Annotated in this window: 6 protein-coding genes, 3 tRNA genes and 1 pseudogene; 4 read left to right on the forward strand and 6 right to left on the reverse strand. The window is 66.7% G+C overall.

All coding sequences use genetic code 11. The features are described 5' to 3' along the window. Nucleotides 1–70 precede the first annotated feature (70 nt). Nucleotides 71–6,877, reverse strand: a complete 6,807-nt coding sequence (locus OG524_RS11430; protein WP_405812449.1) for a polymorphic toxin-type HINT domain-containing protein — start codon at nt 6,875–6,877, stop codon at nt 71–73. 247 nt (nt 6,878–7,124) lie between these two features. Continuing rightward, a complete protein-coding gene (locus OG524_RS11435; RefSeq protein ID WP_405810082.1) occupies nt 7,125–10,769 on the reverse strand; it encodes a LamG domain-containing protein in 3,645 nt (1,214 codons plus the stop codon). 494 nt (nt 10,770–11,263) lie between these two features. Between OG524_RS11435 and OG524_RS11440 the strand changes: the two are divergent. Together OG524_RS11440 and OG524_RS11445 are read left to right on the forward strand one after the other, a co-directional pair. After that, nucleotides 11,264–12,660, forward strand: a pseudogene (locus tag OG524_RS11440) (IS1380 family transposase). A gap of 416 nt (nt 12,661–13,076) precedes the next feature. After that, nucleotides 13,077–13,346: a hypothetical protein gene (locus OG524_RS11445; RefSeq protein ID WP_405810084.1), complete on the forward strand. Its 270-nt coding sequence runs from the start codon at nt 13,077–13,079 to the stop codon at nt 13,344–13,346. A gap of 1,587 nt (nt 13,347–14,933) precedes the next feature. Here the strand turns inward: OG524_RS11445 and OG524_RS11450 are convergent. The 4 genes from OG524_RS11450 to OG524_RS11465 all read right to left on the reverse strand — a co-directional run bounded on the left by OG524_RS11450 (nt 14,934) and on the right by OG524_RS11465 (nt 16,960). Then, complete coding sequence (locus OG524_RS11450) at nt 14,934–15,647, reverse strand: haloacid dehalogenase-like hydrolase (RefSeq protein WP_405810086.1); 714 nt, start codon at nt 15,645–15,647, stop codon at nt 14,934–14,936. Nucleotides 15,648–16,513: 866 nt separating this feature from the next. Next, nucleotides 16,514–16,587, reverse strand: a tRNA-Ile gene (locus OG524_RS11455). 222 nt (nt 16,588–16,809) lie between these two features. Then, nucleotides 16,810–16,882 (reverse strand) — tRNA-Asn (locus tag OG524_RS11460). Between the two features lie 5 nt (nt 16,883–16,887). Continuing rightward, nucleotides 16,888–16,960: transfer RNA gene (locus OG524_RS11465), tRNA-Asn, on the reverse strand. A gap of 181 nt (nt 16,961–17,141) precedes the next feature. On the opposite strand from OG524_RS11465, the gene OG524_RS11470 reads away from it, so the two are divergent. Continuing rightward, on the forward strand, nt 17,142–17,453 hold the full coding sequence (locus OG524_RS11470) for a YtxH domain-containing protein (RefSeq protein WP_405390951.1): 312 nt from the start codon (nt 17,142–17,144) through the stop codon (nt 17,451–17,453). A gap of 70 nt (nt 17,454–17,523) precedes the next feature. Continuing rightward, nucleotides 17,524–18,969 carry an FGGY family carbohydrate kinase gene (locus OG524_RS11475; RefSeq protein ID WP_405810088.1) on the forward strand — a complete coding sequence of 482 codons (1,446 nt, stop codon included), beginning with the start codon at nt 17,524–17,526 and terminating at the stop codon, nt 18,967–18,969. Nucleotides 18,970–19,081 lie beyond the last annotated feature (112 nt).

Here is a 19,081-nt window from a genome sequence, read left to right on the forward strand (position 1 = left end):
GCCCGAGAGGCCCGCGATATTCGCCAGGCCCCTCGGGTTACTGTTACATAAGTTCGCAGATACGACCGACCTAGTTTCCGTAATCTTTAGGAAATTCCTGAATGGTAGTGTAGTGATTCGCACTCCACCCCACGAGGCCCGTATCTTCGTTCCATAGGATTCTCAGTTCATTCCCCGGGAGATTCGATGGGACGACCCACTCCTTCGCCCCTGCCCACTGCCGCTGGGTCGGTTTGTCGCCACGAAATATCTTCTGCACGCCTTCGTCGTCGAGTTGAGGAATTCCATTCCCCCGCTTAATGGCCGTGTAGTGATACTTCACTTCCTTGGGGATTGGTGGCACCTTCGGCCCGGAAGGGGCCTTCTTGGCGCACTGATTATGTACGAGCACTGGGGTACGACCTGCGAGCACATAGTACGTGTGCAGGGCCTCGACCGTGAGGTTGTACGTGCGGGTGTGCTTACTGTATGCCCGATTCGCTCGAACCTCGGCCGTTGTCCCGTCCACCGTGCGGAGCTTCATGCCGGGCTTCAGGTCACCTGCCGAGACCCACTGACGCTCAGAAGGAACCCAGAATGGATGCTCACTAGTAGCAGTGAGCTTCTTTTCTCCGTCCTTTGTTCTGATCGTCAGCTCGTTGAGGTGCTTATGCCCCTCTGTGACAATCAGGGCAGTAACTTTACGGTTCTCGGTTCTTCCGGTTTCTGGGTCGGTTGCCAAAACCTTGTCGCCGACCTTGACGTCTTCGATATTTTTGGTCGACTCATCGGCCATCAGAACCTGCGTGCCAGCCAGGAAACATTGCGTTGGCTTAGTGCGCGGCCTAGGCCGAGGCCCGGTCCCTTCCCCGTGACTGAACAACGCGGCAACGAAGCTAGGCACTTGGTATGCGTCACTTGAGGTGTCGTAGCCCTGGCTAGCAGCCCATTCGTCGAACGAGGCACCGTAGTCGCACCCAGGTGCCCCTGCGCCGCCGCCGGTCCAGCAGTCACTGTCTACGAGCCAGCCGCCATATGAAGCCGTGTGAGGGATATTCGAGACCAGCCCGTAGAAGATCTCGCCGAATCCGTAGCAGATGTCGGTGAATCCGTTGTCTCCGCAACCATTTCCGCCGCGGTTGGCGTTGCCGTTGCTGCCACTGCCGGTGTTGCCGCTGCTGCTGGTGGGGGCAGTGCCGCTGCCGCTGGGCTTGGGCGGTGGCGCCGGTGCCGGGTTCGTGTTGATCGGATAGCCCGGGTCCGGTATCCCACTGTTATTGCCGGGCTGGCAGTGGCCGTTGCCCGGGTCGAGACAGGTGCCCGTAGGGTCAGAATTCGTGGTGGGTGCCTGACCCGCGTAGCTGTACCCGTTAAGAGTCTGGTGCTTGTCGAGTTCGAGGAGGGGGTCGACGCTGATGAACTGACCGGTGGTTGGGTCGTATTCGCGGGCGCCGATGTGAGTGAGTCCGGTTGCGGTGTCGGCCGGTTTGCCGAGGAAGGCCTTGTCGTCGGGCCAGGTCCCTGTGGAGGTGCCGCGGGGGGCGCCGAAGGGGGTGGTGTAGCGCTTGCTGATTGCCTGGGTGGTGCTGTCCAGGGACAGGCTGGAGGTGCTGTGTTGGTCGGCGGCGAGGAAGGAGAGCTTCTCGGTGCCGGCCTCGTTGGTGCGCACGGCGATGGTGGATCCGGCCACGCTGTAGTAGCGGCTTGCCCAGGTCTTGCCGGCCTTGGTGTGGACTTCGGTGTCGCCGAGGTACAGGACCGTCTCGCCGCTGCTGTCGCGGCGGATGAGCTGGTTGCCGTCGGCGTCGTAGATGTATTCGGTGGCGCTCGTGCCCTTGGTGAGCTTGCTGAGCTTGCCTTCGGGGCTCCAGAGAAGGCTTTGGCTGGTGGTGCTGCCGGCCTTTTCGACGCGTGTGGTGGTGTTGCCGTTGTCGTCGTACTTGTACTGCGGAGCGGTGAGCGTGCAGTCCGGCGCGGTGGTGGTGGCGGACAGCGCGTGGGGGCGGTCGGCTTGGTAGCAGTAGTTGGTGGTGGTCGGGGTGCCGGTGTGCTGGGTTTCGGTTTTGCGCTGACCGGAGTTGGTGAAGGTGTAGCTCGTCCAGAACGGGGCCGGGCCATCCAGGTTGGCTGTGGTGCGGCCATTGGTGGCGCAGTCGGCGCTCTTTGGGGTCCAGGCCTCACTCAGGCGCCGCTGGCCGTCGTAGGTGAAGCACTGGTAGTCGGGTTTGCTGGTGCCGCCGAGGGTGGAGGGGTCCTGGATGGAGGTGACGTTCCCGGCTTCGTCGTAGTTGTAGTTGAGGTCCTGCGGCATCCACGTGTGCGTCTGGTCTGTCACGTGCGAGCGCTGCAGTCGGCCGGTGCCGGGCTCGAAGATATTGGCGATGGTCGCCTTTTTGGCGCTGGGTGAGACACCCAGGGTCAGCTGTTCGGGCTGGCCGAGGGCGGAGTAGGACACGCCGAGTAGGTAGCTGCTGGCTCCGGAGAGGCCGATGGGCATACCGAGGGCGTTGTAGTCGGGTTCGACTGTCTCTGCGGGCAGACCGCCGGCGGCGGGTTGCTTGATGTTGTTGACGGTGCCGTCGATGCGGTAGGCGGTGCCGATGGTGGTGGTCGCCGCTACCGCCCCGGAGGTGACCAGCGCATCGTTGCTGGGCAGGAGCAGGTCGGTGCTGGTGGCCCGGCTCATCGAGTCGTAGGCGGTGACCTTCTTGGTGTACGCCTTGCCGGTCGGCGACAGACCGCCTTCGTAGCGGACAGACGTGTCCGGCAGTCCCTTGAGGATGCTGTCGTAGGTCCAGGCGGCCAGCTTGTTGGGGTCGGTCCGGCTGGTTTGCCACAGGCCGGTCTTGCGGCCGAGCTCGTCGTACTGGTACAGCAGCGTGGTCTTGTTTGCGTCCTGGGTGGTGTCGACCTGGTCGAGGTCGGTGTAGTGGGTGGTCGTGGTGCCCGAGTCCGGGTCGTTGGCCGTGACTGTACGACCGAACAGGTCGTATGTGTAGGACCACTGGGCGTTGTCCGGGCCGGTGACCAGTGAGGGCTTGCCGTCCGGGGTGTATTGGGTGCTAACGCGGGTGTAGGTGGCCCCAAGGGTGGCACCGTAGGCAGGGTCGTCGGGCTGGGTGGAGGCGTAGGTGCGCGTCTCGGTGGTGCGGCCCAGCGCGTCGGTCAGGGTGCGAGTGGCGCTGCCGCCCGTCACCGCGGTGGTGGCAGTGGAGTCGCCGGTGTAGCTGGTGGTCGTGGACCACTTGTGGACGCCGAGAACCAGCAGTTCGGCTGTGGTGGGGCGGCCCGCGCCGTCGAAGACGGTCTGGGTCTGGGTGGGTGCGCCGCCGTATTCGGCTCTGGTGTAGGTGCCGTTCGGGGCGGACTTGTCGTCATACACGTCCGCGTAGGACTCGTAGGCCAGGCCACGGGAGTCGTAGCGGGTGTCGGTCAGGATCCGCCCGCCCTTCGGGGAGGGGGTCTGGGTCTGCAGCGGGCGCAGCAGGGAGTCGGCGATGTCGTAGCTGGTCTGGTAGGTGGTGCCGTCCGCGTTCAGTGTGGACACGGAGGTCCAGGGCTGGCTGGTGCGGGAGAGGTTGTAGTCGTACTTGGCGTTGGGACTGTCATTGCCTGCTTGGCTGCGGTTGGGCAGCCAGGTGGCGGTGAGCCGGCCAAGGGCGTCGTAGGTGTTGTTGGTCTGTTTGAGGTTGGCGTCGAAGGTGCGGATGACCGAGCCGCGGGCGGGGTCGAGGTAGGTGTAGGCCTTGTGTGTCTGCCCGTTGGAGGCGAGCTTCGGTGAGGTGACGATCGTCGCGGTCAGCGGGCCACTGGCCGCCGGGGTGTAGGCGGTGGTGGTGATGTTCTGGTACGCGTCCTTGACGGACAGCGGGCGGCCCAGCTTGCTGGTGGTGGTGTCGTAGGTGGTGGTGCTGATGGTCTGCCAGCCGCCGTTGACTGCAGGGTTGCGGTCAGCGGTGCCGTTGGCGGCGGGGTAGGTCTTGGCGCGGCCGGTCCAAGTGGCCTCGCCGAGCGTCGGGGTCTGGGTGGCGCTCCAGCCCGTGGCGGTCGTGTCGTCGTAGACCACCGCGGTGTCGGAGAGCACGCTGCCGCGGGTGGCGGTGGATGCGGGCAGGGTCAGCTTGTCGTCGGTGATGGCTGCGCCGGCTGCGTCCACGCAGGTGCTGGCGACGGTGCGGGTGCGCGAGACCAGGCTGGTCATGCCCTTGGTGTCGTTACGGGCGTACCAGGTGCGGGTGCAGGTTTCGTCGCCGGTCTTGGCCGAGTCGCCGACGGCGTCGACCAGGCTGGTCATGCCGTAGCTGTCGTATGTGTAGGACGTGTAGGCGCTGCGCCAGGTGTCGCTGGCCGTCAGGTAGGTGTAGGCGTAGGTCCGGGACGGCTTGACGAAGTGCGCCTTGACGTTTGCGTAGGATTTCTGCTGGCTGGCGGTCTGCTTGTTCCAGATGTTGTGAACGGTGACCGAGACGGCGGCGCTTCCGTTGTAGACGATCTGTTCGCGCAGCTGTCCGGCGAAGACGTCGGTGTCGTTGGCGTCGGTGATGTTCAGGCCTGGCAGGTCGATGCCCGCGACCACTGCGGTGCGGGTCGTGCCGTCCTTGAGCTTGTCGCCGTGGAGGCCCTGCATGAACAGCTTGACGGTCTTGGACTGGGTGTCGTCGCTCGCGCCGGTGTAGGTGGTGACCTTCTGATAGCCGCGCCAGACTGACCAGGTGCGCTCGTCATTGGGCGTCATCGGGTCGTCGTTGTAGTGCCAGCCCGGATTCTCGTAGGTGTACGAGTTCTCCACGGTGTCGGTGAAGCCGACCGGGTCGGAGGTAGTGACGGCGAGAACGTTGTACTTGTGGAACCAGTCCAGTGTCGTCTCACCGCCGTTGGGTGCCCAGTAGACCGGGTAGCAGGACAGGCTGTTGTTGTCCTCGGCCGTCGGCATTTTGCTGCCGCGCACGCACTGGGGTGCGGAGAGTGTGACGGTGGTGACTGCGCCGGCCTCGGAGGTGACGGTGTTCAGGCGTGGGCGGTGCAGCGGCAGGATGTCCTCGCCCGGCAGGCCGACCCGGTTAGACAGCATGTGGTAGGTGAAGTCGACCGGCGGCAGCGCCTTGTCCGTGCCGTTCTTCCCGGTGTGGATCAGCGACTTCAGAGTCAGGGTCTGGTCGGAGCTGTTGCCGATGTCTCCGCCGTCGAGGAACTCCTGTGTGAAGGCGTAAGAGTCGACCGGCGCGTACGCGTCGGGCTCGGCTGCCGTCGACCACACGAATGTATTCACGCCGGTCAGACGCTTGCGGGTGAAGAAGGCCGGCGAGGTGGCTGCACAGTCCGTGGCGCTCTGTGTGCAGATCGCATCGAAAGGGACGTCGGGCCAGTTGTCGGCGGTGGCCGCGGTCAGCGATGAACAGTCCGTAGCGGTACAACGCTCGGCATAGGAGAAACTCACCTTGCCCGAAGGGGTTCCGGTGAACAGGGTGTCTTTGCGCTGCCCGTATCGGATCTCGTCCTCGTAGCCGCCCCGATGGTAGGAGGCCAGGGCGCTTTTGTCGCCGTTCTTGGCGTAGTAGTTGCTCTCCGCCTTGTACCAGTGGGTGGAAGCGTTGCCGTGCACGTCCTCGACCAGGTCGAGGTTCCAGCGCCAGGCCTGCACTGCCGCCCGGGACGCGAAGGTGCTGCCCTTGGTGTAGCCGGGTTCACCGGCGTCGTCGCCGTAGACCGGCGCGGTCCACACCGAGTTGGTGCGCTCGGTGCCGGCGCCGGGGAGCTTGTCCAGGCCGAAGGTGTAAGTGGTGCCGTCTGCGGTGACGATCTTCCAGAATTCGCCGTCCTCGTCACCGTTGGTGGCGCCGGTGGACAGGGTGACCTTGGAAGCGTCGTCGTTCTTCAGGTGCCAGACGCCGGTCGTGTCGTCCTTGACCAGTTCGCTGGACTTGCCGTTCAGGACGACCGAGGCGTTCTCGTACTTCCAGCACAGGTCGAACTTGCCGCTCTGTCCGTCCTTGTCGCAACTGCCGTACTTGCGCTCGATGTAGGAGGAGGTGACATCGAAGCCTTCACCCAGCAGGGAGCCCTGATTGTTGGTGTTGGCGGTGCGTCCGTCGATGCTGCCGCTGTCGTAGGACAGGCCCAGCGAAGGGACGGGGCCGGCGACGGCCGGCGGCACGGTCAGCGGGTGCGACCAGGTGAACGATCCCGACGAACCGCCGGCCTCCCAGGTGGAGGACGCGGAGAGCGGGGTGGCCTTGAAGTCGCCAGCCCCTTTGCCCGAGGTGGTAGTGGTGGCCGCGAGCGCCAGGACCGTCAACCCGCTGGCCGGCGTGGTCTGGGCAGCCAGCGTGACCGGGGCGCTCACTGTCTGCGCGGTCTGGTCGTTGCTGGACTTCAGCGGTGTTGCGGTGTGGCAGCCGGCCTTCGTCGGCGTGGTCAGAATGCAGGCGGGGTAGCTGACCAGGCCCAGCCGGGTGGACCAGTTGCCGCCCACCGCGGAGGCGAACGAGCTGTAGTCAACGCTGATGTGTGCACTGCCTGGCTGGGAGGCGGTAGCGGTCAGCAGTACGCCGGTGATCCCGGCCTTGCGCGCCGCTTCCTGGCTCAGAACGTGGACTGTCGCCGTGCCCGTGGCGGTGGGCTTCGCGGTGCGGGAGGACTTGCCCAGCTTTGTGGGGGCCACTCGCGCGACAGCGCCTGCGGCGGCCTTACCTGTGAGGGCTTGCGAGATCTTCGAGGCCTTGGGCCAGGAGACGTCGCGTTCCTGGCGGGCTCGGTCAGACTGTGCCTTATTGGTGGCCTTGGCTTTGTCGACGCGCTCCCGGGCTGCCCTGGCACTGGGTGCGGTCATGGCCTTGACCTTGGCCACCCGGGGGGCCTGCAGACCAGGCCGTCCCAGCGGGTCGGCGGCCACCGCCATCGGGGTCAGTCCGGCGGGCACCGACAGGGCCAGAATCAGGGTGCCGATCAGGGGTATCCGGCGTCGGAGGGTGGAGCCAGGTTGTGGCGTGCCACCCCCTGACCAGCGTCGTTTGACGATACGGAAGTGTCTGGACACGAGGGTCCTCTCCATGAGGGATGGGCGGTTTCGGGCAGGCGGCAGCGCCATGCCGGGAAGAACAGGAAGAAGGCCGGCCGAAGGCTGATCCGCCCCCGGCCGGAACCGATCAGATGCCGACGACGGCAGTGACCTGATCGCTGTTGCTCAGCGCACCCGCCCACACGCGGACGCGGGTGATCCGGCCGGGCAGGTAGTTGCCCCAGACGCTGTTCAAGTAGCCCTTGCCGACTGCGAACTCTCCGCTGCCGATGGCTGCCGTGTAGACAAGGGGAATGCCCTTCTGGTCCGCGTCCAGGTAGAGGCTGATCGTGCCTGTCGTCCCTGCCTGGGCGTCGTAGATGCCGGTCGGGCTTACTTCTTCACCGTCGCCGAGCGTGACGGTGTCACTGACGACCGATGTCCCGGTGCCGTCCGCAGTCAGGCGGCCGAAGTGCCACTGGCCCAAGACCACCGTCTGCAGTTCTCCGGTGTCCTCATCGGGAATCATGTCGGTGCCAGTCAGTTCGAACCAGATGCTCCACGATGAGCCGGTAGTGGTGCGCTGGCCGAGAATCTGGGCCTGGTAGCCGATGGGCTTGTTGACTAGCTTCGCCGTGTCGAGTGCGACGTGGGTGGACACCGTGAACGATCCGGAGTCGTCCACCAGCGGACCAGTGGTCGTTCCGGCACCGGTGGAGCCGTTCAGGACGATCGCCTCACCGTCCAGCGAAGCACCCGAGGACAGCGCCAGGTCGTGGCCGTAGCCTGGGGACTGGTTGGCCAGGGTGGTGCCGGTCGCGCCAGCAGCGTCCCAGTCCGTCACCAACTCGGGATAAGCAAGGCCGGTGTTCACGTCGTACGTGGCAGCTTCCTTTGCCACGTCCGCCTCGGTCTTGGCCTCCTGCCAGACAGCGACCTCGTCGATGATGCCGGGGAAATAGTCGGAGAAGGCCTCCGACCACTGGACCCGGCCGATCTGGAAGGCTCCGGTCGCCGCCCACGCTGTCGTATAGGCGACGCTGCCCTGCGGCTTGCCGTTGACGTACAGGCTGAGCTTCTTGGCAGTCGCGTCATACACCCCGGTCAGATGCGTCCACACTCCGGGCACAGCCGGGTTCTTGGACGCCACCTGCTGATACGACCACGTTCCCGACTTCGGAGCATCGGTGTTCACTGCTTTGAAGGACCACTTGCCCAGCGCTTGCTCGTATCCCAGGAGGAACGGGCTGCGGTTGACACCGTTTTGACCCAGCACTGTGGCGTTATGGGTCGTAGGGTCCATCCGGACCCAGGCAGCCAGGGTGTAGGAAGACCTTGTGTCGATCACCTGGCCGGCTGTGGCGGCATATCCCGTGGCGCCGTCCGTTTTCAGACCCAGATCCGAAGCCCCGGAGACCTCACCGCGACGCCCCATGTCCGTTCGGGTAGCGCCGGTGGCCAGGGTCGCGTTGTCCTGCAGCGCTGGATCGGTCGTCGAGGTGTCCTTGGCATCGCCGGACGCCTCGTTGAAACTCCACCGGCCAACCGGGGCGTCACTCTCCTTGACCAGGAAATCCACGATGTTCGGGGCACCCCAGCGGCCCGTCCCGGCCGCATCCTGCGCCTCGACCCGCAGGTGAATCGTGCCTGAGTCCATCGGCGTCACATCGGTTACGGTCACAGGCGATCCGGCAGGCGGATAGATGTACTGCGGGTTCGCATCCGGGTTAGATCCGGTGGACAGCGCGTACCGGTAGGCCTTGTTGACATCACCCGCATACGGCCCAAAGGTGAAGGATCCCGGCAGCCCGGGCTTGCCGTGCTGGGCACAATCGGTGGTCGTGCACAGGGTGTAAGGGCCGTTGAAACCGATAGTCGGGGCTTTGGGAGCTGTAGCGTCCACCTGGAAGTAGCACGGCGTGGTGTAACCGGTGTTCAGGAAAGACGTCCCGTTGTCCTGATAGGACAACGTCAGCGCTTTCAGTCGGTAGGACACCCCCTCCGACAACGCTGGCAGCGACTGGGTCTGCTTCACCGCATTCCCGACGAACCCTGACGTGGGACTGGTGACGTCTGTGTGCGCCACCTCCCAGGCCGTACCGTTCAGCTTCTCCGTACGCCAGCGGATCCTCAGGCGCGCACCCGTCTCGCCACCGGCCACCACCTTGGGCTTGCCCGTCACCGCAGGGGTCGGATCGCTCACGATGGTGGGCTTGGTCGAATCGGGGGAACACACGGGGCTGGAGCCAACCACCAGGCCAGTGGCCTCAGGCAGCGCCGGCTTGGCGACAAAGACGACACTGAGGACGGCGTCGTCGTCGAAGCGCTTCCAGGAAACAGTGTCCGACTCGTCCTTGGCCATCAGCATCAGGGTGAGTCGAGACATCTTGCCCGCCGCGAAAGCCTTCACCGTCGGTGTCAGATTCTCATCCGGCTCCTCAGCGTTGTCGTGGAATCTGATCGCTGCGCGGGGCTGCGAGGGGCTGCAGGCGGTGCCGCGGCCCGCTGAGATGTCGCGATCGCCCATCTGGTCGAGCTTGGCCGGGCCCGGCCACTTCGTCGAGGCGGAGATGTTGTTGGTGCGCTCCAGATCAACCCAGCGCGAATCGCAGGAGAACGACCACGTCTCCGTCACGTTGAACGTCGCGTCCAGGATCTCCTTGCCCGCAAGTTTGGTGGGGCTGAACTCGAAGTACATACGGTTGACATAGCCGGATCCGCAGTAGTAAGACACGCCGCCGATGACTGCGCTTCCGCACTTGCCGACGCTCATACCGTTGTCGCCGCCGGAGAAGTTGTAGAACACGTCCCCGTCCGAGGACAGCACTGTGCGCTCGTCCTCGTTCAGCTCCACCGTCGGGTCGATGTACAGCGGCAACGATGCCGCATCCGCCTTCGCCAGCAGGCCGGCATCCGGAGTGACCGTCACCGAAGTGGCCGTCAGGTCGATGTCCAACACCGCCGACTCATCCCCGGCGCCGGGCCCGGCCAGCGGGTCACCCTCCTCGCCCGGGGCTACCTGCACCACATCCGCCGGGGCGGCCGAAGCCGCGAGCGCGCGCATCTGCGTGGGCTCGGCAGTATCCCCTGCCGAGTTCCACATCTGGGCTACGGGTGAACGGAAAACGACCTGCCCGTTGGGATCAACCGCCTCCACACCTCCGCCGGGTCCGCCCTTGACCCGTAGCCCGTCGGCCTTCATCGCAAACTTGATCTGCTTGAGGGCCGGGTTCGCCGCCGCCTCTGCGGTGCGGACCTCGAGAACCTGCCGGTAGCCCACCACCGTCGCCGTCATGATCAGATTGACGCCGGGCAGCACATTCGCGTACGTGGCCCTGGGGCCGTCCAGTGTCGGAACCGGCAGCTCGCCGGCCCAGCCCAACGCCACCGAACGCCTGCCCTCGGCGATCTTCACCAGATCCGTGCCGCTTCCACCGGCGGAGAATGTCACCCCGGCCACCGCAGCCTTCGGACCAATCGACCCATCGGCGCGCTGCACCAGCGTGGCATCGGGCTTCACCCACTCGCCACCCGGCTGCTTCACCCGCACCGGAGCGATCGACTTCTCCAGCGTGAAAGTGGCGCCGTCCGGGTTGGCGAACGTTGTCTCTCGCTCAGTGCGCTCACCAACGACCTCCACCCGCTCACCGGAGGTGGCCGCCTCCGCCAGCGCGGAATCCGCCTCCGTTGCAGGATCCGAGGAGGCCACTGCCGCGCCAGACAGAGAACCACTACTCACGGCCCAGGCCGACGGAGCTGTTCCCCCCAACGCGAGGACCAGCAACGCGGTCACCGCCCGCGAAGCTGTCCATCTGGAAAATGACATGCCTGACCCACCCCTCTAGGGCCCCCCGGCCCGATGCACTGCGGACCCTTTGTGGATCTTGTATGCAAGATAGGTGACGTTTGGCAAAATATTGATAACGGCTTTGCAAAGTTGGATCGCCGACACAAAGAGCTGCCCGCCGACAAACGCGCAGGTCAGGGCAATGATGGATATTCCACAAGAGGTTCGCTACGTGCACTGACGGGCCTTTACAGGATGCGGCACTCAGCCTTCCGGTGCCCAGCAGCGCCGCAGACACCCAGGGCGCACCCGACATGCAGGCATCCGCCCTGCACGGAGCGCGGTCCGGCCGGAGTCCAGAGATACCAAGGCCCCTTAGCCTTGATCCACCGATTTGATGTCTGTGGATAACTCCTCTTGAAACGAGGAAGTGCCTTGTGACCTGTGATGATGGGAGTTCTTGAGGCTCCATCAGGCACGATCGGCAAGGCACTTCCGAGATGCAAGTTTCCCATACACCGGCGGCGGTCTCCGCTCTGTCGGGCGCGATGATCCGAATCTGATCGCGCAGGCCGGGCTGGTCCCGGTGCTGCGGCTGGCCGAGCGGTGCGGGTTGTCGCGGCTGGTGACGGAGAAGGTGAAGCTGACCGGGGTGAAGAACGGGGCGGGTGCGGCAGCGGACGCCAAGGTCACCAGCATCGTCGCGGGCATGGCCGCGGGTGCGGACAGCATCGACGACCTGGCGATGTTGCGCCACGGGGCGATGCCAGCGTTGTTCGGCGGGATTCGCGCCCCGTCTACGCTGGGCACGTTCCTGCGCGCGTTCACCCACGGCCATGCTCTCCAACTACACGCCGTGCACCGTAGATTCCTGGCTGCTCTGGCCGCGCACACCCCGCTGCTGCCGGGCGCGGGTGAGGTGGCGTTCGTCGACGTCGACTCCACCCACAAGCGGGTCTACGGCCGGGCGAAACAGGGTGCTGAGTACGGCCGGTTCAGGGGCATCCGCACCCTGCACCCGCTCCTCGCCACGATCTGCACCCCCCACTCCCGGCCGGTGATCGCGACGGTGCGGATGCGACGCGGCAAGGCGGCAGACTCCCGAGGCGCCCCGAAATTCGTGAGCGAGGCCCTGGCCACCGCCGTCGAGGCCGGCTGCACCGGCATGCGCATCCTGAGGGCCGACTCCCAGTTCTACAACGCCGGGGTGATCGCCGCCTGCCGCCGGGCAGGCGCCCACTTCTCGATCACCGCCGGGATGAACCCCTCCATCAAGCGGGCCGTTCACAGCCTTCCTGACAGTGCCTGGCAGCAGATCAGTTACCCGACCGCGGTGCCTGATCCCGAGACCGGTGAACTCATCTCGGACGCCGAAGTCGCCGAGATACCCGAATACACCGCATTCGTCGGCCGGAAGAAAGTCGACCGGGTCACCGCCCGGCTGATCGTGCGGCGGGTCCGTGACCTGGCCAAACCCGCCGTCGTGGGCGAGCAGGGCGAGCTGTTTCCCGTCTGGCGCTACCACCCCTTCCTCACCGACCAGCCGGCCCCGACACTCCAGGCCGAGCGGGAACACCGCCACCACGCCGTGGTCGAGCAGGTCATCGCGGACAGCAAAGCCGGCGCCCTGGCTCATCTGCCGTCCGGACACTTCAACGCCAACGCCGCCTGGCTCACCCTGTAGGCGATGACCTACAACCTGCTGCGGGCCGCCGGTTCCCTGACCTCCGCGTTCCACGCCAAAGCCACCACCTCCTCCCTCCGCACCCACCTGATCCAGGTCCCGGCCCGGATCGCCCGCTCCGCCCGCCGCGTCACCCTGCACCTGCCGCACAACTGGCCCTGGCAGCACGCCTGGACACACCTCTTCGACACCACCCACGGCCCACCCCGCTGACACGAACAGTCCCTGACCACCCCGCCCGCCAAGGCCGACCGGAACCGAACCCGTGGAAAAGCTGGGCAGACCAGCAGATACCACCTGCCCACAGCCAGCCACCAGCCCGAAGCGAACGCAGAAATCGTGACGGTCACGCTCACCTGGGAGTCCAACGACTGGAAACTTGATAGCAGTTCGAGTACGAACGGCCTGGTCGCTCCCATCGACGTGCGGCAGGCGTCCAACGTCCCCGGCGACTTCTCCGGCTACGCTCCGGCAGCTGCAGAAGGCCCCGTCCTGAGCGGTTCGGCCAACCAGGACGGATTCCCGGCGCCGTATGGACGCGATGAGCGCGGTGCCCGTGCCGCTGCCGTGAGCGCCACCATGCTCCACGACGATCCCGGTTCTTCGTCAGCGAGGACTGGCGACACCGGATGCTGGCGGCCACCGCCGCGTCCAACGTGCTGCACTCGGTCACCTCCGACACCGACTCGACAGCTCGCCTGGTCATGGAGAACCGAGGAGTCGGCGCCGATGGCAAGACCGCCGACGAAAGCGAGCTGATTACGCGGACGGCGGCACTCGCCACCCGCTCGATCTCCTACTCGGACCAGGCCGCGAGCATCGAGCTGTGGACTGCTCCGGTGGGCGGCGTTGCCGGGAAGGACGAGACGCAGCGCCCGCAGGTCGCCTTCCTTCGGTGACCGTGGATCTGGTCTGGGAGGACGGCACCTGCAAGACGACGGCCGTAACGCCGTCCGGCCCGCTCGTGCCGTCGCCGCCGGCCATGCAGGAGGCGGACCCGGCCGACAGCTTCGCGGCCGTGGGGGTGCCAGCGTCTGGCGGGACGACGGTACCGACCAGTAGATCCATGAGCTTCTGCGCTGCCAGGTGCGGGAGAGGAACCGGCCGCTAGAGGACCCGCTGTATCCGCCTCGATCCCCGGCAACGGCATTGCGGTGCGGTACGTACCGCACGGCTATGGGGCGGCCTTCGCCTGGCCGCCGACGGTCCCGTCCCGTTGGGCATCGGCGCCCTGTCAGCGGAGCCGAACAAGCCGATGCCCGCGTGGCTCGACTCCGTGTGCCGCTGACTGAACCGGACGTACGCCTGGCAGCCGCAGGACGCCATCCCGCCCTGCTGGGCGAAGCACGAGGGCCTGACGTACGAGATCGCGGCCCTGGAATTCGCTAGGCGGACGCCTATCCGGACGCGGGGTCAGCCGTGCTCTGGCACGAGCAGTACTACCGGTTCCTCACCCGCATGCAGAAGGCCCTGGGCAGGTCCGGCGACGAATGCCGGGCCGGTCGGTACGAGAACCGCCCGTCGCGATTCCAGCTCGCGGCGTGGCCCGAACGGAGCTCTGCCAACGCCGCTATTTGAGCGGCAACAGCGGATCAACGCAAGATTCGGTGCTGCCCACCCTGGAAACTCGCGTGTCAGCGTGCAGACGAGACGATGAGCCAATGCCAGGACTGTCCTCCGTGACGGGTGTCCAACTCGTCGATCGTCTCCCAGTCCTTCATCCAACGACCGCGACTGTGGAACTTCGCCCGGCAGGAACACGTACAGAAGGGTCCAAGCGCGTTCTTGCAGCGGGCGTTGCACCTCTCGCCAGGGTTGTACTGACGTCCCACCATGATCCGGTCGTGACGCCGCAGCATCTGATTGGCCAGGTGAAGGAAGTGCGAACTAGGGACCGTCCAACAACCCCAATTGCCGTCGTGTGTGGCTCCAAGGCTGCCGGAGACCATCGCGTTGATCTTCTCCTGATGGTCCCAATCGGTGTGGCGTGGCAGGTAGATTCCGACGGCTCCGGATGCGCGAAGGGCAACTGAGGGAACATGGGCATGCCCCCACTCAGGAAGCCACGGTGGGGCCTGGACGTAGACACGCTCCGGGAGCTTGTACTCCTGCGCGACAGGGGCGCGCTGACGTCCCTCATCGCGTCTGCCGCCGTTGACGGGCCTGGCGTTCTCGGCGGCGGGGAGACCGGATGCGAAACAGGCGAACGGACTGTGCGCCCTCGTGTGCGCAGCGACTCCGCCGGTGGCGTCGACAGTGATGCGCTGGCCGCATGAAAGGCATAATTGGTTCTCGGCCAACGAGGATCCCCCACTGTCCCGCCCGGACAAGCTAATCAGGGCCAGAGTACGTCCGCCGCTTGCCCAGGGGACCTGAAACTGCGTTGAACTCCCTTCTCCCACAGCGTTGGTACAGCCCCAGCTTCGTACGCGATTTCGTGCTCAGTGCTGTACCGAACTCACACACCCGCGCGCTATTCGAGGCGGTCAACCGGCGAGGCCTCGGATCGAGTCGACGACCCGCCGCTGATCGGTCAGATCCTCCAGCACGAGATCGGCGCCAGCCGCCGCCAGTTCGTCGGCCGACGTCGTCCCGGACACCGATGCGATGACTGAGGCGCCGCCCTCTCGGCCGGTGCGTATGTCTTCGAGCGAGTCTCCGATGATCACCGTCTCGGATCGGCCGAAGCTCTGCCCCGTGAGTGCCTCGGCCCGCTTCTGCGCGATGCCGACCAGGGAGGGGCGGTGCATGTCGTCCGAGGCGTACCCGCCGATGTCCGTATGGACGTGCCGGGACAGGTCGAAGGCGGCGAGCTTCAGCAGTGCGTTGGCCTTGAGGTTCCCGGTGACGATCGTGGGAAGGAACTCCGGCTCGTCATGCACCGCTCGCAGCGCGGCGACTGCCCCCGGCAAGAGGACACCGTCGCGTCGGATGTCGTCGATGTGGCGGCGCTGGACCTGCGGCAGGAGCTCGACCATGGTCGGCAGCAGGGAGGCCGCCTCGTCCTCTGCGATGCCGTTCTCCACCAGCATGCGCAAGATCGCCAGGGGCATCGTCGTGCCGGTGCCCCGCTTGGGGAGGGATCCGGCGGTGCGACCGGTGAGCTCGTGGTACGTCTCCCGGTAGACCTGCCGGTCGATGTCTCCGACGTACAGCAGCGTTCGGTCGATGTCCCACAGCACGAGAACCTGTCCGCTCACGTCTTGTTTCCGTCCTCGCCAGATCCGCCTCCGCGTCCTGAAGGTCCTGAGCGTACGGGGCGGGATCGGCGTCGAGTTCGGCGGCGAGGGTGTGCAGATGCTCGTCGAGGCGGGCGGACTGGAGGTCGCCGGCCATCGCGAGCGCCTGCTGACCCGTCGCCGCCAGCCTCCGCGTCGCCGGTGCGGAAGTGTGCGGTGGACTCGTGGGTGAGGGCGAGGGCTCGGGTGCGCCGTTCGTCGGGGTTGAGTGTGCTCCGGGCCTTCTGGAGGGAGACGAGCGCCCCCGCCGGGTCGTCGAGGTCGAGGCGGCAGCTGCCCGCTTGTCCGTGTATCTCGCCCTCGTTGATCCGGTAGAGCCAGTCCGGGTCGTGCTCGCCACCGGTCTTCCGACCGGCCCACCGCCGGGGAGCGCGGTACCCACGAGTTGCCGTACGCGCGAGCACGAGGAACAACCCAGGATTCTCCGTCCCCGCCCCGGCGGATACCGGAACGGGTCCGACCGTGTCAGCGCGCCCCGCTCGATCGGAGCTCCGCTGCGGAGCGGCACGCGTCGCGCCGATCAGAAAGCCGAAGGGCGTCGGCTTGGCCTGCACGGAACAGACTGGGTACAGCAGAGGGCCAGCGGAAACGCCCTACGGGGTGGCGGTCGTGGACAGAGCGACAAGCCTCCCTCGACGGCCGTGGGACCGTGCCACGACGCTCCCTCAGGCAACCGCCGCGAAAGGCCAGGTCAGACGCATCAAAAGTGGGCCAGCAAGCTGCGACAGCGAGCCAGTACCGCACGGCGCGCGGCTAATACCGCACGGAAATCCGCCGCAAAATCCGCGTTTCCCCAGGTCAGAACGATTCTGCCTGGGGATGCTGGGTGGGGCGGGTGGGACTCGAACCCACGGCCGACGGATTATGAGTCCGCTGCTCTAACCGGCTGAGCTACCGCCCCGTTTCGGCGTGGCGCGTACACGTGTGCGCGCCGTCTGCCGCAGCATAGCCGGTCATACGATCTCTTGCTGCGGTTGGTCGCCTTCGCGTGACCATGAAGACAGCGCAGCGTGCTGCCCGGTTCCGGCCGCCGGGAAATCGCCCCGAAAGCGTCATCCGAGCGTCCGCGACGGCCTTCGCGGGGCACACGAAAAAGGACCCCGAAGGGTCCTCTTCCGTTCCGCTCCCCCGACTGGACTCGAACCAGTAACCCTCCGGTTAACAGCCGAATGCTCTGCCAATTGAGCTACAGGGGATCGCGCTCCCCCGACTGGACTCGAACCAGTAACCTGCCGGTTAACAGCCGGCTGCTCTGCCAATTGAGCTACAGGGGATTGCTGCGTTGCCTCGAATCGTACCTACCTGGCGGCTGCCGAGCGGCGCGCGTTCGCTGCGACACATACATTAGCGCAAGCAGGGGGGTGCTCCGCCAATCGGTATCGCCCGGGGTGATCTCCGGTGCTCGTGGGTAGGCGGGCAGCACACGTCGCACAGAGCGAAGGAAGGGTGGCAGCCATGCGGTACCGGCTCACGTTCATCGCCGGAGTGGCCCTCGGATACGTGCTCGGCACGCGAGCCGGGCGCGAGCGTTACGAGCAGTTGAAGAAGTCCGCGCAGCGGCTCGCCGAGAATCCCGCTGTGCGCAACGCCGCGGAGTCGGCCGCGCAGGGCGGCCGGGAGTTCGCGGGCAAGGCGTACCACTCGGTGAGCGAGAAGGTGGGGGACAAGGTGCCCGTCTCCGTCTCGGACCGGGTGCGTTCGCTGCGGGAGCGCAGTGGCCACAACGGTCACAGCGGCAGCGACGACTGGGGCACCACGAACACCTGAACCGGGCCCGTGCCGGGTGCCGGACGGCACCCGGTGCGGAATGGTCCGCGGGTGCGGCAGAATCTTGGGTATGGGCATAGTCGCCGGCTTGGACAGTTCATCCGCCTTCACACACATCGTCGTCTGCGACACGGACACGGGTGAGGTGCTGCGGCAGGGGTATGCCGCGCATCCCATCGAGGCCAAGTCCTCCGAGGTGGATCCGCAGGCCTGGCTGCTCTCACTCGGTGAGGCGGCCTCCGGCGGAGTGCTCGAAGGTGTGCAGGCCATCGGTGTGTCCGCGCAGCAGCACGGTCTGGTGCCGCTGGACCACCAGGGCAATCTCGTACGTCCCGCGCTGCTCGGCAACGACCGGCGGGCGCAGGTTGCCGCGGCTGATCTGATCGACGGGCTCGGCGGGCGGCAGGCCTGGGCCGAGGCCGTCGGGTCCGTGCCGCAGGCCACGCAGCCGGTGTCGAAGCTGCGCTGGCTGGCCAGGACGGAGCCGGAGAACGCGCAGCGCGTCGCCGCCGTCATGCAGCCGCACGACTGGCTGGTGTGGCAGCTGCTCGGCCGGCCCGCCCGCCGGACCACCGACCGCGGTGCCGCGTCCGGCACCGGCTACTGGTCGGCGGGCTCCGGCTCCTACCGGCCCGACCTCGTGGAGCTCGCGCTCGGCCATCAGGCCGCGCTGCCCGAGGTGCTGGGCCCGGCAGACGCCGCCGGGACGACGCCCGAGGGGCTGCTGATCTCGGCGGGCACCGGCGAGACGATGGCCGCGGCTTTCGGGCTCGGGGTCGCGGTCGGGGACGCCGTGGTGTCGCTGGGCGCCTCGGGTTCGGTGATGGCCGTGCACCACGAGGCGCTGGCCGACCCGAGCGGGATGATCACCTCGTTCGCCGACGCGACGGGGATGCACCTGCCGGTGGTCCACACGTCGAACGCGGTGCGCGCGCTGCGCGGCTCCGCCGAGATGCTGGGCCTGGACGATCTGGACGAGCTGTCCGCGCTGGCGCTGAAGTCGACCCCGGGTGCCTCCGGGCTCGTGCTGCTGCCGTATCTGGAGGGTGAGCGCACCCCTCAGCTGCCTCACACCGCGGGGACGCTGAGCGGGCTGCGGCGCGAGTCGATGAAGCCCGAGCATCTGGCGCGGGCGGCCTTCGAGGGGATGCTGTGCTCGCTGGCCGACGCGCTGGACGTGCTGCGCGGCCGGGGTGTGGAGGTGCGGCGGGTGTTCCTGCTGGGCGCGGCTGCCGAGCTGCCTGCCGTGCAGGCACTGGCGCCCGCGGTGTTCGGTACGCAGGTCGTCGTACCGCAGCCCGCGCAGTACGCGGCGGTGGGCGCGGCCCGGCAGGCGGCCTGGGCGCTCGGGGTGGCGCAGGGGTCGCTCGACCCGCGTACTCCCCCGGCCTGGCAGGGGGCGGCGGCGCAGGTGCTGGATCCGGGCGAGGAGCTGACGGTGGGCCGGGCGGTGCGCCAGCAGTACGGGGCGACCCGGGACCAGATCCATCCCGGGGCGTTCGACGGCTCGGCCTGAGGGGTGCGGGGCACCGGTCCCGGGGATTTCCGGGCCCGGGTCTCGCGGTCCGGTCTTTTCTTGACCCGGGCTTGAGGAAAAGCGTTGGAAGTCCTGGTGCGGCGTACCGGAG

Origin of the sequence: Streptomyces sp. NBC_01520, from assembly GCF_045040375.1 — a bacterium.
Classification (GTDB): domain Bacteria; phylum Actinomycetota; class Actinomycetes; order Streptomycetales; family Streptomycetaceae; genus Streptomyces.